Origin of the sequence: Frankia nepalensis (assembly GCF_016786325.1) — a bacterium.
Lineage (GTDB): Bacteria > Actinomycetota > Actinomycetes > Frankiales > Frankiaceae > Pseudofrankia > Pseudofrankia nepalensis.
On record NZ_JADWYU010000094.1, the window covers coordinates 83,313 to 96,106 of the forward strand.

The 12,794-nt window shown below is 73.1% G+C and carries 9 protein-coding genes and 1 tRNA gene; 4 read left to right on the forward strand and 6 right to left on the reverse strand.

All coding sequences use genetic code 11. From position 1 onward, the window contains the following. Positions 1-512 precede the first annotated feature (512 nt). Positions 513-995: a DUF1003 domain-containing protein gene (locus I6A81_RS07815; RefSeq protein ID WP_203003226.1), complete on the forward strand. Its 483-nt coding sequence runs from the start codon at positions 513-515 to the stop codon at positions 993-995. Between the two features lie 148 nt (positions 996-1,143). On the opposite strand, the gene I6A81_RS07820 is transcribed toward I6A81_RS07815, so the two are convergent. The 5 genes from I6A81_RS07820 to I6A81_RS07840 form a co-directional block, all read right to left on the reverse strand. After that, a complete protein-coding gene (locus I6A81_RS07820) occupies positions 1,144-1,956 on the reverse strand; it encodes an SDR family NAD(P)-dependent oxidoreductase (protein ID WP_203003227.1) in 813 nt (270 codons plus the stop codon). 166 nt (positions 1,957-2,122) lie between these two features. Next, complete coding sequence (locus I6A81_RS07825; protein WP_203003248.1) at positions 2,123-4,585, reverse strand: [protein-PII] uridylyltransferase; 2,463 nt, start codon at positions 4,583-4,585, stop codon at positions 2,123-2,125. 756 nt (positions 4,586-5,341) lie between these two features. Further along, entirely contained in the window at positions 5,342-5,683 is a 342-nt protein-coding gene (locus tag I6A81_RS07830) for a P-II family nitrogen regulator (RefSeq protein ID WP_203003228.1), read from the reverse strand. A gap of 39 nt (positions 5,684-5,722) precedes the next feature. Continuing rightward, the gene (locus I6A81_RS07835) at positions 5,723-7,234 is read right to left on the reverse strand and encodes an ammonium transporter (protein WP_203003229.1); all 1,512 of its coding nucleotides are present in this window, start codon (positions 7,232-7,234) and stop codon (positions 5,723-5,725) included. Between the two features lie 306 nt (positions 7,235-7,540). Then, positions 7,541-8,881 (reverse strand): ammonium transporter, encoded by a 1,341-nt coding sequence (locus I6A81_RS07840; RefSeq protein WP_203003230.1) that lies wholly within the window; start codon positions 8,879-8,881, stop codon positions 7,541-7,543. 407 nt (positions 8,882-9,288) lie between these two features. Between I6A81_RS07840 and I6A81_RS07845 the strand changes: the two genes are divergently transcribed. Next, positions 9,289-10,476: a C40 family peptidase gene (locus tag I6A81_RS07845; protein WP_307874526.1), complete on the forward strand. Its 1,188-nt coding sequence runs from the start codon at positions 9,289-9,291 to the stop codon at positions 10,474-10,476. Between the two features lie 255 nt (positions 10,477-10,731). Here the strand turns inward: I6A81_RS07845 and I6A81_RS07850 are convergent, their stop codons facing one another. Further along, complete coding sequence (locus tag I6A81_RS07850; RefSeq protein ID WP_203003231.1) at positions 10,732-10,956, reverse strand: DUF3039 domain-containing protein; 225 nt, start codon at positions 10,954-10,956, stop codon at positions 10,732-10,734. A 414-nt stretch (positions 10,957-11,370) separates the two neighbouring features. Here I6A81_RS07850 and I6A81_RS07855 point away from each other — a divergent pair, with 414 nt between their 5' ends. Further along, entirely contained in the window at positions 11,371-12,051 is a 681-nt protein-coding gene (locus tag I6A81_RS07855; RefSeq protein WP_203003232.1) for a metal-dependent transcriptional regulator, read from the forward strand. 238 nt (positions 12,052-12,289) lie between these two features. Continuing rightward, positions 12,290-12,365: transfer RNA gene (locus tag I6A81_RS07860), tRNA-Arg, on the forward strand. Positions 12,366-12,794 lie beyond the last annotated feature (429 nt).

Genomic DNA, 12,794 nt, shown 5'->3' on the forward strand with positions numbered 1-12,794 from the left:
GGGCCGCGCGCCGGGCCCGCCCCGGCCCGGCCGCGGGGCGGGCCGCCCCTGCCCGACCGCTGTCTCCCGCGGCTCCCAGCCGCCCCCCGCGCGCCACCGAGCAGGCGCTCCCGGTCCCGCCGGCCCATCTCCCACCGGCGTCAGGCCCGACGTGCCAGCTCCGCGCCGCGTACCCGACGCCGGCCGGCCCGCCGCGGGTGCTCCGGCCCCGGCGTGGTCACGGACGCGGCCGGCCGGATGGCTCCGGCTCCGGTCGCCCGGCCGCTCCGATCATCCCGACGGCACCGACCCGGCCGCCCGGCCGCGCGCGTGTGACCGCGCGCCCGGCCGCGCCGGGAGCGTCGCGCCACCCGCGCCGCTCCGCCGGCACCTGCCGGCTCGGCAGCCCGGCGGCGCGGGCCGTCGTCATGCTCTAGCGCCCAACCCGCATCTCCAGCAACGTTCGCCGCCGCTCCACCGTCCAGCTCGCCGCCGGCCGTTCGACCTCGCCGGCCCACTGCGAGCATGGGACAGTGACCAACACACCGGACATCACGGACGGGAACACGCCACCACGCAACGGTGGCCACCGTCCGAAGGTGGTCAACGAGCGCGCGCTGCTCGATTTCGGCCGAACCGGCCAGGAACGGCTCGCCGACAGCGTCACCGGCTTCGCCGGCTCGATGTCATTCGTCTATGTGCACGTCGCCTGGTTCGCCTTCTGGATCCTGCTCAACCAGGGCGCCTTCGGCACCCAGATGATCTTCGATCCGTTCCCCTACGGGCTGCTGACGATGGTCGTAAGTCTGGAAGCCATCTTCCTGTCGACGTTCGTGATGATCAGCCAGAACCGGGACACCCGCCGCCAGAACGTGCGCGCCGACCTGGACTACGAGACCACCGTCCGGTCCGAGGTCTGGTCCGCGCACATCGGCCGCCAGCTCGGCATCGACCCGGCGGCGATCGAGGTCGACGTCCGGGCGATCCTGCGCCGCGACGGTACTCCGCCGTCCTGAGACCGCCCGCCCCGCCGACGGACGACAGCGACGACGACGGCCGCGACAGGGTGCCGGCGAACGACCGCGGGGCGCTGGCGAACGACCGCAGGGTGCCGGCCCGGCTTGGGCCGACACCCTGGCGGATGATCCACGGGAGCGCGGGTGGTCAGCCCCGGAGGCGTTCGAGGGCGCCGATCATGTCCGGGTAGCGGCGGGTGCTGCCACCGCCGTCGGCGCTGTAGAGGCTGCCGGAGACGAAGCTGGCCTCGTCGGAGGCGAGGAAGAGCGCGACGTTCGCGATCTCCTCCGGCTCGGAGAACCGGCCGAGCGGGGTGTTGTCCAGGAACTCGTCAACGATGCCGGGGATGCTCCACATCCCCTCGGTGAGGGTGGTGCGCACGAGGCCGGGCGCGATCGCGTTCACCCGGATGCCGTGCCTGCCCAGCTCCAGCGCCGCGACCTCGGTGAGCGCGACGACGCCCGCCTTCGCGGCGCAGTAGGCGCCCATCCCCCGCCCGGGCTGGATCGCGTTGAGGCTGGCCATGGTCACGATCGACCCGCCACGGCCGCCGGCGCGCAGCACCGCGCCCGCGTGCTTGACGGTGAGAAACACCCCGTGCAGGCAGAGGTCGACGACCCGGCGCCACTCGGCGAAGTCGTGGTCGGCGACCTCGCTGGCCGTGCCGGTGCCCGCGTTCGCGACGGCGATGTCCAGCCCGCCGAACCGGCTGGTCGCGAGCGCGACGGCCGCGGCGACGTCGTCCTCGGCGGTGACGTCACAGCGCACGGCCGCGAGCGCCTCCTCGCCGAGCTCGGCGGCGAGCTTGGCCAGCCCCGTCTCGTCGATGTCCGCGGCGACGACGCGCGCCCCCTCGGCGATCAGCCGCTTGGCGGTCGCCCGGCCGATGCCGGACGCGGCGCCCGTCACCACCGCGACCTTGCCCGCGACCCGCCCGTTTCCCTCGCCCTGACCGCTCATGGCCCGCTCCGTCCCTCGCGATCCCTCGCGCCGAGTGGCCCACGTCACCAGCCGGCGATCGGGACGAAAGCCTGCCAGCCCGAAATTCCCGAAGCAAGCGACCGATACGGGCGCCGGGCCGCGCGCGGGAAGCCGAGCCCGGCAGCCCCGCCCTGAGGGGCCCGCCCTAAGGGGTTGACGTGGCGGGTTCGGCCGTCGCGAGGGCGGCGACGACGGCGTCGGCGACCTGCCGGCGGCGGGCGTCGCCGACGACCGCCGTGCCGTCGGGCTCCTGGATGTAGAAGGCGTCGACGACGTCGAGACCGATCGTGGCGACGATCGCCGTGTGCACGTTCACGCCGACCGACGCCAGCGCCCGCACGATGCGGAACAGCACGCCGGCCCGGTCGGGGGCGCGCACCTCCAGCACCGTCATCGAGCCGGAGTCGTCGAAGGTCGCCCGCGGCGCGCCGGGAGTCCGCCACGGCTGGCGGACCGCGTACGCCTCCTCCCGCGCGGCGAGCTGGCCGGCGACGTCGAGCCGGTCTTCCAGCCCGCGGCGCACGTCGGCGAGCAGGCGGAGCGGGTCTGGCTCGTGGCCGTGGGTCGCGGCCACCGCCGCCTGGAGCAGGGCCCGGCCGTTCGCGCCCCTGGCCGAGGCGCGCCGGATGTCGAGCCTGTTGATCGCGAGCACGCCCGCGGTGACGGCGAGCAGGCCGACGTGGTCGGGCGCGAGCACGACGATCTCGTACATGCCCTCGTCGGGCAGCGGGTTGACCTGCACGAGGTGCTCGTCGGGCAGGGCGAGCAGGGCGCGCTGGCGGTCGGTCAGCTCCCCGGGGACGGGCACGGGGCCGCCGCCGAGGACGGCCAGCGCCCGGGTGACCAGATCCCCGATGAGGCGGGCCTTCCAGGCGCTCCACGCCGTCGGGCCGGTCGCCCGCGAGTCGGCCTCGGCAAGCTTCTGCAGCAGGGTGAGCACCCGGGCGCCGCCGACCGCCGCGGCGACGGCCTCGATGGTGGCCGGGTCGTCGACGTCGCGGTGGGTCGCCGAGTCGGGTAGCAGCAGGTGGTGGCGGACCATCGCGATCAGCACGTCGACGTCGGCCGGCGGCAGGCCAAGGCGCGGCCCGATCTTCTCCAGGAGGACGATGCCGGCGTCGGTGTGGTCGCCGGGATAGCCCTTGCCGATGTCGTGCAGCAGCGCGCCGAGCAGCAGCAGGTCCGGCCGGTCCACCTCACGGGTGTGCTCGGCGGCTCTGGCCGCCGTCTCCATCAGGTGCCGGTCGACGGTGTAGCGGTGGTAGGGGTTGCGCTGCGGCCGGCTGCGCACGGGGGCCCACTCCGGCAGGATCCGGACGAGCAGGCCGACCTGGTCGAGCGACTCGAGCACCGGGATGGCCTTGTCGCCGGTCGCCAGCAGCGCGACGAACGCGTCCCGGGCGGCGTCGGGCCACGGGTCCGGCAGGGCCGCCGCGTCCCGGGCCAGCCGGTCGATGGCGTAGCGGCCCAGCGGGATGCCGGCGCGGGCGGCGGCGGCCGCGGCGCGCGGCAGCAGCGCGGGGTCCCTGGCCGGGTCGGCGTCCCGGGCGAGCTGGACCTCCCCGTCCTGCTCGACGACGCCGGCGTCGAGCGGGCGGCGGATCGGCCGGGCCGGCCGCCACCGCGACCGGGAGCGCAGCCCCGCGGCGACCCGGCTCCAGGTGACGTCCCAGGTCCACGAGACGGTCCGCCCGGCGTCGGCGACGGCGTGCGCGAGGGCGAACGAGTCCGGCTCGCCTGGTTCTCCCGAGGAGCGGCTGGCGCCGGCCGACAGGCTGGGGCCCGCCACCGCGCTGGACCCCGCGGCCGCGATGAGCCCGCCAGCCGCGATGAACCCGCCGGACAGGACGGAACCGGCGGGCTCGCTGGGACCGTCGCGGCGGGTCACGTAACCGAGCACGGCGGCGACCGCCTCGCCGTCCTGCAGCAGCAGGCGGTCCAGGTCACGGCCGCCGGCGATCCGGCGGACCTCGCCGCGGACGTCGAGCAGCAGTTGCTGGGCGGCGCGTACCCGCGCGTCCGGCGGCTCGGCGACCCAGGCCGCGGCGAGCGCGTGCAGCGCCTGCACGTCCCGCAGCCCGCCGCGGGCCTCCTTGAGGTCCGGTTCCAGCAGAAAGGCGACCTCGCCCGCGCGGCGGGTCCGTTCGGCGTGCAGCGCGGCGAGTTCGGGCAGGCGGCGGGCCGCGCGGGCCCGCCAGCGGGTACGGACCGCTTCGAGCAGCCGGGTGGCGAGCTCCTGGTCGCCGGCGACGAGGCGGGCATCGAGCAGGCCGAGAGCGGCCTTCAGGTCGCCGTCGGCGACGGAGACGGCCTGGTCGACGGTGCGGACGCTGTGGTCGAGCCCGACTCCGGCGTCCCAGATCGGGTACCAGATCCCGTCCGCGAGGGCGACCGCGTCCTTGCCGCGTCGGCCGTCGTGCAGCAGCACCAGGTCGAGGTCGGTGCCGAAGGCCGGCTCGCCGCGGCCATAGCCGCCGACGGCGAGCAGTGCCAGGCCTGGGCCGGGCTGGCCGAACAGCGCGCGCAGGACGGCGTCACCGCGGGCGGTGAGCGCGGCCCGCAGCGGCGCGCCGACCAGGTCGGACAGCGAGTTGTCGCGCCCGCGCAGCGCCGCGAGCCCAGCCGGGACGTCGACCGCCCCGGCCTCGGCAGCCCCGGCCTCGTGGGCGGCGGCCTCGTGGGCCGTGGCGTCGTCATGGGCCGTCGCGACCGCGTTGCTGGCGGCTCCTGGACCCGGCTGGACGCCGTCGCCGGGGCCCAGCGGGGCGCTTGGGCCCGGCCGGCGGGCTGGCTGCTCCACCACGCGCCTCCTCCCGATCGTGCGGATCAGTTAAACGTTTACCCGGCCCGCGCGCACGTCCGCCGATCTCGGCCATTGGCCGTCCGGCTACGCGAGGCGGGTCGGCGGACACGGACGTCCCAGCCGACACGGACGTCCCAGCCGACACAGACGTCCCAGCACAGTCGCGCGGCGAGGGCGACCGCGCGGCCGGCACGGTCGCCCCGGCGGGCGGGACGACCAGGCAGGTGGACGCGGCGGGTCGTCGGATGGGCGGGCAGTCGTATGGGCAGGCAAAGGCGGGGGGCCACCGGCCGTTGCCGGCGTGCCCCCCGCCCGTGTGGTGGTGCTTACCGAGACAGAGGAGGAGCGATCAGGAAGTGCTCGCGGTGTCCGGAGGCTCTGGCGAGCCTCACGCATGGAGTGCGTCGAACGGGCCGCCGGGCATCGTGCCCGCGCCTGCGTGGGTCAGGGTCTGGGTCCGCCACGGGTCCCCGCCGGCGCTCCGGTCCTGCCCGACGCCCGCCCCGGTCCTCCGGGACGGGCGCCGGGCCGGCGAGCCGGCGAGCCGGCGGGGAGGGACGACTACAGGGCGTCGGAGCCGCGCTCACCGGTCCGGACGCGGACGACCGTCTCGACGGGCACGACCCAGACCTTGCCGTCACCGATCTTGCCGGTCTGGGCGGCCTTGGTGATGGTGTCGACGAGGCCTTCGACCGCCTCGTCGTCGACGACGACCTCGACCTTGATCTTGGGGACGAAGTCCACCTTGTACTCGGCGCCCCGGTAGACCTCCGTGTGGCCCTTCTGCCGGCCGTAGCCCTGGACCTCCGAGATGGTCAGTCCGTGCACGCCCTGAGCCTCGAGCGCCGCCTTGACGTCGTCGACCTTGAACGGCTTGATCACCGCGGTCACAAGCTTGGTCATTTGCTTTTCCTCCTCCTAGTCAGGCCCGAGCCCCCACGCTCAGGCCTGCGTCTCCTCGGGAACCTTGGCCGATGAGACGACGGTGACGTTACCGTCCCCACCGGACAAATTTAACCAATTAGTTACCCCGTCACGCAACGCCCGATCGCCGTCGGCCTCGACTTCCGGCCGCGAAGTTTTCCTAGATCGGATGACGGGTAACGAAAAAGCCCGCCAACGGGTCATCCTGGCCACGATCTGCCCCGTATGCCCACTTATATGCGTTCGCGGGCCGAATCGCGCCGCGCCAAAGCGGGTCGCACCGGCCCGACGGGCCAACAGTGCCAGTCCCAGCGTGACGGTCGCCGAATAGGCGATCGCGCAGCCGACCGCGAGCAGTTGCTCGGCGAACAGCCGCCACGACCCACCGTAGAAGACACCCCGGATCGTCGAACCGCCGGTGCTCGGAGTAGCGAACAAGCCAACCATCAGTGTGCCAACTATCGCGCCGGTGAAATGGATGGCGCCGACGCCGAGCGCGTCGTCGAGCCCGCGTCGACGCGTGAGCGCGATGGCCAGTGGGCAACCGATGCCGGCGACCGCGCCCACGGCCAGCGCGCCCATCGGGGAGACGAAGCCGCAGCCCGGAGTGATCGCGACCAGTCCGGCGACGGCGCCGGACACCGCGCCCAGCGGCGTCGGCTTCCCGTCGCGCAGCCATTCGAACAGCACCCAGCAGATCATCGCGGCGGCGGCCGCGACCTGGGTGTTCAGGAACGCCCAGCCGGCCAGCTCCCCGGAGCCCAGCGCCGAGCCGGCGGTGAGCCCGAACCAGCCGAACCACAACATTCCGGCACCCACCAGGACCAACGGGACGTGATGGGGCCGGGCCGTCGGAACCCGGCGCGACGGGGCGTCCGGGCCGCCGCGCGGCCGGAGAGCGGGATCTCGCCAGTCGCCGCGCGGGCCGAACACGACCGCGAGCACGACGGCCGCCACGCCCGCGTTCACGTGCACGACGGTGCCGCCGGCGAAGTCGAGCGCGCCGCGCCGGAACAGCCAGCCGTTCGGGCTCCACACCCAGTGCGCGACCGGTGCGTAGACCAGCACCGACCAGAGCCCGGCGAACAGCGCGAACGCGCCGAGGGGCAGCCGGCCCGCCGTCGCCCCGATGATCAGCGCCACGGCGATGACGGCGACCATCAGCTGGAACGTGACGACGACGATCGTCGGCGTGCCGCCCCCCTCGGCGGTGTACGGCGCGGTGACCGGGTCGCCCAGGTGACGCAGGCCGGCGTAGTCGAGCCCGCCCCACAGGCCGTCGGCCGGGCCGAAGGCGACCGTGTATCCGATCAACGGCCACAGCAGCGTGACCACGCCGATACCACAGAAAACCTGGATCAGCACGCCCATGATGTGCTGGGCACGGACCATCCCGCCGTAGTAGAACGCCAGCCCCAGAGCCGCGAACAATGCCAACGCGCAGCTGACGAGCATCCACGCGCCGTTCGCGGACAGGTGGGCGGCGACGATCTCGTCGCGGGTAAGCGGGTCAATGATCCGCGGGTCCATGCCGATCCCCCCATCTGGCGCTCCTCGGCTTCGGCAGCATCCCGCCCGGCATGGGCGCGGGCGCCATCCGGGTACCTGGGCAGCCAGTACGGGTATCCGCACCGCGCCAGAAGGTGATGAAGGCCTGGACCAGGAGGCCGCGGGTGGATGGGCCGCGCCAGGCCCTGACCCGAAAAAAGTGGGGGTGCACCGGCCGGAACCGACACACCCCCACCCTCGTACGAAGGCCCGCCTACCGTGGTGGCCCGGCCCGTGGGCCTGGCCACCACGATCAGGCCTGTCGCGCTGGCCTGGAGCCGCTCAGGCTCAGACCTGCGCCCCCTCCTTGGCCGGCACCGGGACACCGATCGAGGAGCTGCTGGCGCCGCCGACCGGGCTGAGCCGGTAGGCGGACTCGCCGTGCTGCGTCTCGTCGAGGCCGATCTCCTCGTGCTCGTCGCTGACGCGGCCCTTGAGGACGTACTTGACGAACAGGGCCAGGATCAGCGTCCCGACGCCGGAGTAGCCGATGGTCGCGCCGACCGCGAGCGCCTGCTCGCCGAGGACACTCCACTCACCGCCGTAGAGCACGCCGTCCGGGCTGTAGCCGGTCGGGTCCGCGGTGGCGAAGAAACCGATCAGCAGGGCGCCGAGGACGCCGCCGACCAAGTGGACAGCGCCGACGTCGAGCGAGTCGTCGATGCCGACCTTGCCCTTGATCGAGGTGGCCAGGGCGCAGATGGCACCGGCGATACCACCGATGGCGATGGCGCCCATCGGGGAGACGTAACCACAGGCCGGGGTGATGGCGACGAGACCGGCGACCGCACCGGAGGCGGCACCCAGGGTGGTGGGCTTGCCGTCACGCAGCCACTCGACCAGCAGCCAGCCGAGGACGGCGACACCGGCGGCGATCTGGGTGTTCAGGAACGCCCAGCCGGCCAGCTCGCCAGAGCCGCCAGCCGAACCGGCGTTGAACCCGAACCAGCCGACCCACAGGATGCTGGCACCCAGCAGCACGAACGGCACGTTGTGCGGCCGGAAGTCGCCACCCGGCCAGCCCTTGCGCTTGCCGAGCACGAGCGCGAGGACCACACCCGCGATACCGGCGTTCGCGTGAACGACCGTTCCACCGGCGAAGTCCAGCGCCCCCCGCTGGAACAGCCAGCCGTTGACGTTCCACACCCAGTAGGCGACCGGCGAGTAGATCAGGATCGACCACAGGCCGATGAAGACCGCGTAGGCGCCGAACTTGAGTCGGTCCGCGATCGCGCCGGTGATCAGGGCCGGCGTGATGATCGCGAACGTCATCTGGAACACGATGAAGATCACCGTGTGGGTGCTGCCGCCTTCGAGGTTGAACTCCGCGAAGGTGCGGTCACCAATGTTCTGCAGGGCCACGAAGTCGAAGCCACCGAAGAAACCATTGGTCGCCGGACCGAACGCGATGCTGAACCCGACCAGGGTCCAGATCAGCGTGATCAGACCTATGGCGAAGAAGTTCTGCATCAGCATGCCGAGGACATGCTTGGTACGGACCATGCCGCCGTAGAAGAAGGCAAGGCCAGGCGTCATGAAGAGCACGAGCGCCGCACTGGCCATCAGCCAGGCGTCGTTGGCGGACAGCTCGGCGGCGCCTACCGCTGTCTCAAGATCTGCTGGGGACATATCTCTCCCGTCGTTCTCCCCCCGCGCGAGCCGCCGCGCGGACTACGGTCCCCGGTTCGCTGCCCGCGGCACTCGTCCCGGATCCTCCGGTGTCGAAGGTTCTTGAGGCCCTGTTCCAGAGCAGTGACCACCCTGTTTCTTGTGTGTGAATTCGCTAAATTGGGCGCCACGTGGCCGAGGCGGGTGTGCCAGCAGTGGGTGGCCAGAGACGCTCCGTGCCCTCCGGCGCGTATGCGTGACTGAGCAACTCCAGACAGTTACTGTGACGCGCCGTGCGCAGGACGCGATCGGAGGGCCCCCATAGTGCCAGTGGTCTGTCGCGAGACTCGCCGAACACCGGATGTTGGCGCGAGGCGACCCGGGCGTCGCCCACGCGGCGCGACCGGCCACCGGGCGTTCGCGCGTCGGTGGGCCTGCTGATCTCCGGATGGCTGATCCTGGCGCCGGGGATGGCGCCCGCGTGGGCGTCACCCGGCGCGCCGTCGCCCGGCGCGAGCGCCAACGCGGACCCCGGCGGGGCCGACACCCTCGAAGGGCTGAGCGCCCAGATCGAGGCGACCCGCGCCGAGCTCGCGGCGCTCGACACGAAGCTCGCGGCGGCCGCCGAGGCGTTCAACGCGAGCCGGCTGCGGCTGGGGCAGGCGAGGACGGCCGTCACCGACGCCGAGGCGCGGGTCGACCGGGCCGACGCCGTCGTCCAGGAGGCGGTCCAGAAGAGGCGCGGCCTGTCCGCGTCGGCATACCGCGCCACCGGGCTGGACACGTTGTCGGCGCTGCTGACCGGCGACCCCGGCGGCGCGCTCGACCGCGTTGGCGCGCTGGACGCCCTGGCCCGCCGGGCCCGCGCCGCGGAGGCCGAGGAACGGCTCGCCCGCGTCGACCTGACCGAGGCGCGCGCCGCCGCGCAGATGACGCTGGTCGCGGCCCAGGGCGCCTTCGACGAGGTCACGGAGCGCAAACGCGAGATCGAGACGTCGGCGAGCCAGCAACGCACCCTGCTCGACGGCCTGATCGCCAAGCAGCGCGACCTGGAGCGGGAGGCCAGGGAACGCGAGGCGGCGGCCCGCAGGGCCCAGGAGCTCGCCGCCGCGGCCAACGCCGCGCGCATCGCCGAGGCCGCCGCGGCCGAACAGCGCCAGCTACGCCAGCAGGCCGACCTGGCGAACCAGGCCGGGCAGCAGTTCGCCGGCGCCCCGGTCGCCCCGGCGCCCGCGCCCTCGGTACCCGGGCCGCCCGCCGGCGGCGGTGGCGCGGCGACCGCCGTCGCCGAGGCCTACCGGCAGCTGGGCAAGCCCTACGTGTGGGGGGCCGAAGGCCCGGACTCGTTCGACTGCTCGGGCCTGTCCCAGTGGGTCTGGGCGAAGGCCGGCGTGCACCTGACCCACTACACCGGCGCCCAGTGGAACGAGGGCCGGCGGGTCTCCCGCGCCGAGCTCATCCCCGGCGACCTGGTCTTCTTCCACTCGAACCTGGACCACCTGGGCATCTACGTCGGCGACGGGAAGATGATCCACGCCCCGCACACCGGCGCCGTCGTCCGCGTCGAGGACGTCTGGTGGTCCAGCTTCCAGGGCGGCGTCCGCCCCACAGGCTGACCCATGCCCGCCGAGACACCGCCCACCCGAAACACCCGCTCCTGGCCCTGCCCCCCGCCAGGCGACCTCGCGTGCCGAAGCGAACGTCACGAGGTCCGCTCTGGGAATGGCGGAAGGGGAACTCAGCCCGCCAGCCGAGTCACCCCCGTGCGGTTGGGCGAAGCCCGACTCCAGGGGTCCTGGGGTCGCGGGTCGTCCCCGGAGCAGACATCGCGAGGTCGGCCCCGAGAGGTGGCCAACGGCCGGGGTTCGCCGCTAACCGAGCTGTTCGGCCATGTCGACGAGTTCCTTGCAGCGGCGGCATACCGGGAACCGCTGCGGGTCCCGGACCGGTTCGAACTTGTACCCGCACAGCGCGGTCACCCGGCCGCCCTCGATGGACGCCCGGACGATGTCCTCGCGGCGCGCGAAGTGGGAGTAGTCGTCGCCCTCGCCAGTGCGCGTGTCGGACGTCTCTGGCCGAATCTGCGTCGTGCTCACCCATCGAGTGTAGGTCGCGACCGTCGCGTGGCCAGTCTTGGGCCGCTCGGAGCCGTCCCGCGCCAACCTCGTCCGCGAGAGCGGTCACCGGGCCGGCGAGGAGCCGCCGACGGCCGGCGCGGCCAGGTGGGAGTACCGGACGACCGCCCGTCGTTGCCCCCTGTGGGCACCGAGTCGAGGGGGGCCAGCGCGACCCGCGCCGGCGCCGTGTGGCGGGCGTCACGGTTCGAGACGGGCGGGTGATAATCGATCGAGTCGGCGTCCCGGCTCGCGGGCCGTTCGGGTACCGAGGGCGGGTCCGAAACGGACGTATGCCACGGGAACCACACAGGTAACTCGGAACGGTCCACAGGACTCTTGCGGCGGCGGGCCCCGACGTACCCTGGACGGGACGGAAAACAGGACGGGAGACCGGTGACTGGACTGATCGACAGTACCGAGATGTACCTCCGAACCCTGTATGAACTACGGGAAGAGGGCATCCCGCCGCTACGTGCGCGCTTGGTGGAACGACTGCATGTCAGCGCTCCCGCCGCCAGCGAGTCGACGGCTCGACTGGCTCACGAGGGCCTCGTCGCCCTCGCCGAGGACCGTACGGTCCAGTTCACCGAGAAGGGCCTGCTGCGCGCCACGGCCGTGATGCGCAAGCACCGGCTCGCCGAGCTGCTGCTCACCAAGGTCATCGGCCTCGACTGGGCGCTCGCCCACAACGAGGCCTGCCGCTGGGAGCATGTGATCTCCGACGAGGTGGAGGCCCGCCTCACGGTGCTGCTCGGCGACCCGAAGCGCTGCCCCTTCGGCAACGAGATCCCGCCCGGCGCGGACCAGGTGGTCACCGGCAACGGCACCCCGACGAGCCTGCTCGCCAGCGCCGACCTCGCCGGCGGCAAGGCCCGCCCGGTCACCATCAGCTGGATCTCGGAGCGGCTGCAGAGCTACGAGGACACGATGCGCCGCCTGAAGGAGGCGGGCATCGTCCCGGGCGCCCCGATCGTCGTCGAGTCCCACGGCGACCTCCTCAGCGTCCAGCAGGACAGCAACGCCTCCAGCGCCGAGATCGACCGCCGCACGGCGTCCCTCGTCTACGTCGAGTAGCGGATCGACCATCCGGTCATCCGCTGTGGCGCCGAAGTCCCCGCGATTCGCCGCCACGGGGTCTGACGGGACCGGCCCGCGCCGGTCCCGTCCAGAAAGCGGCCGCCGCCCGGCCGGCTGCCTCCCCACAAAGTTCCGCCGCGCTCGCGAACCAGCGGGCGAAGCGGCGTACTCTTGCTTGGTCACCTCGGGGGCCCGTCCAGCCCTGGCCGGTCCGCGGCCCCCGTCGCGACGTCCGGCCCTCGTAGCTCAGTGGATAGAGCGACCGCCTCCTAAGCGGTAGGCCGCAGGTCCGATTCCTGCCGGGGGCACCATTCGCTTCTACTCGGCGCACTCCTCTCGACGGCGTTACCCTGGGCGACTTGATATTGACCGATCGTTCGGCCATGGCCGTGATCTCACCGAGGGCAGCTTCGTCCGCGGGCAGTCTGATCATGATGTGGATCTCCTGTCTGTCGGGGCGGACGGACACGACGAGCTGGGTCACCTCGTAGAGCCTGCGGAGCAGGGCCTCTGGCGCCCGGCGCAGGTTGGGCCGCATGGCGGGCAGCACGGCGAGCAGGGCCTCAGCCTGAGCGATGGGCACGACTCCGTCGGCCACGGCCGCTTCGTCCTCCGCGTCGAGGGCGGTCAGCGCGGCCCGCAGCGTCGAGCGTTCGCCCTCCAGTTCGTTGTAGTCGCCGCGCAGTGCCTGGGCGAACGGGTCGGAGGGGTCGCTCTCCTGGACCTGGCGGCGGATGTTG

Excerpts from the sequence above, each read along its gene's own strand:
- I6A81_RS07820 (WP_203003227.1), bottom strand. The coding sequence starts at position 1,956 with ATGAGCGGTCAGGGCGAGGGAAACGGGCGGGTCGCGGGCAAGGTCGCG.
- I6A81_RS07830 (WP_203003228.1), bottom strand. The coding sequence starts at position 5,683 with ATGACCAAGCTTGTGACCGCGGTGATCAAGCCGTTCAAGGTCGACGAC.
- I6A81_RS07835 (WP_203003229.1), bottom strand. The coding sequence starts at position 7,234 with ATGGACCCGCGGATCATTGACCCGCTTACCCGCGACGAGATCGTCGCC.
- I6A81_RS07840 (WP_203003230.1), bottom strand. The coding sequence starts at position 8,881 with ATGTCCCCAGCAGATCTTGAGACAGCGGTAGGCGCCGCCGAGCTGTCC.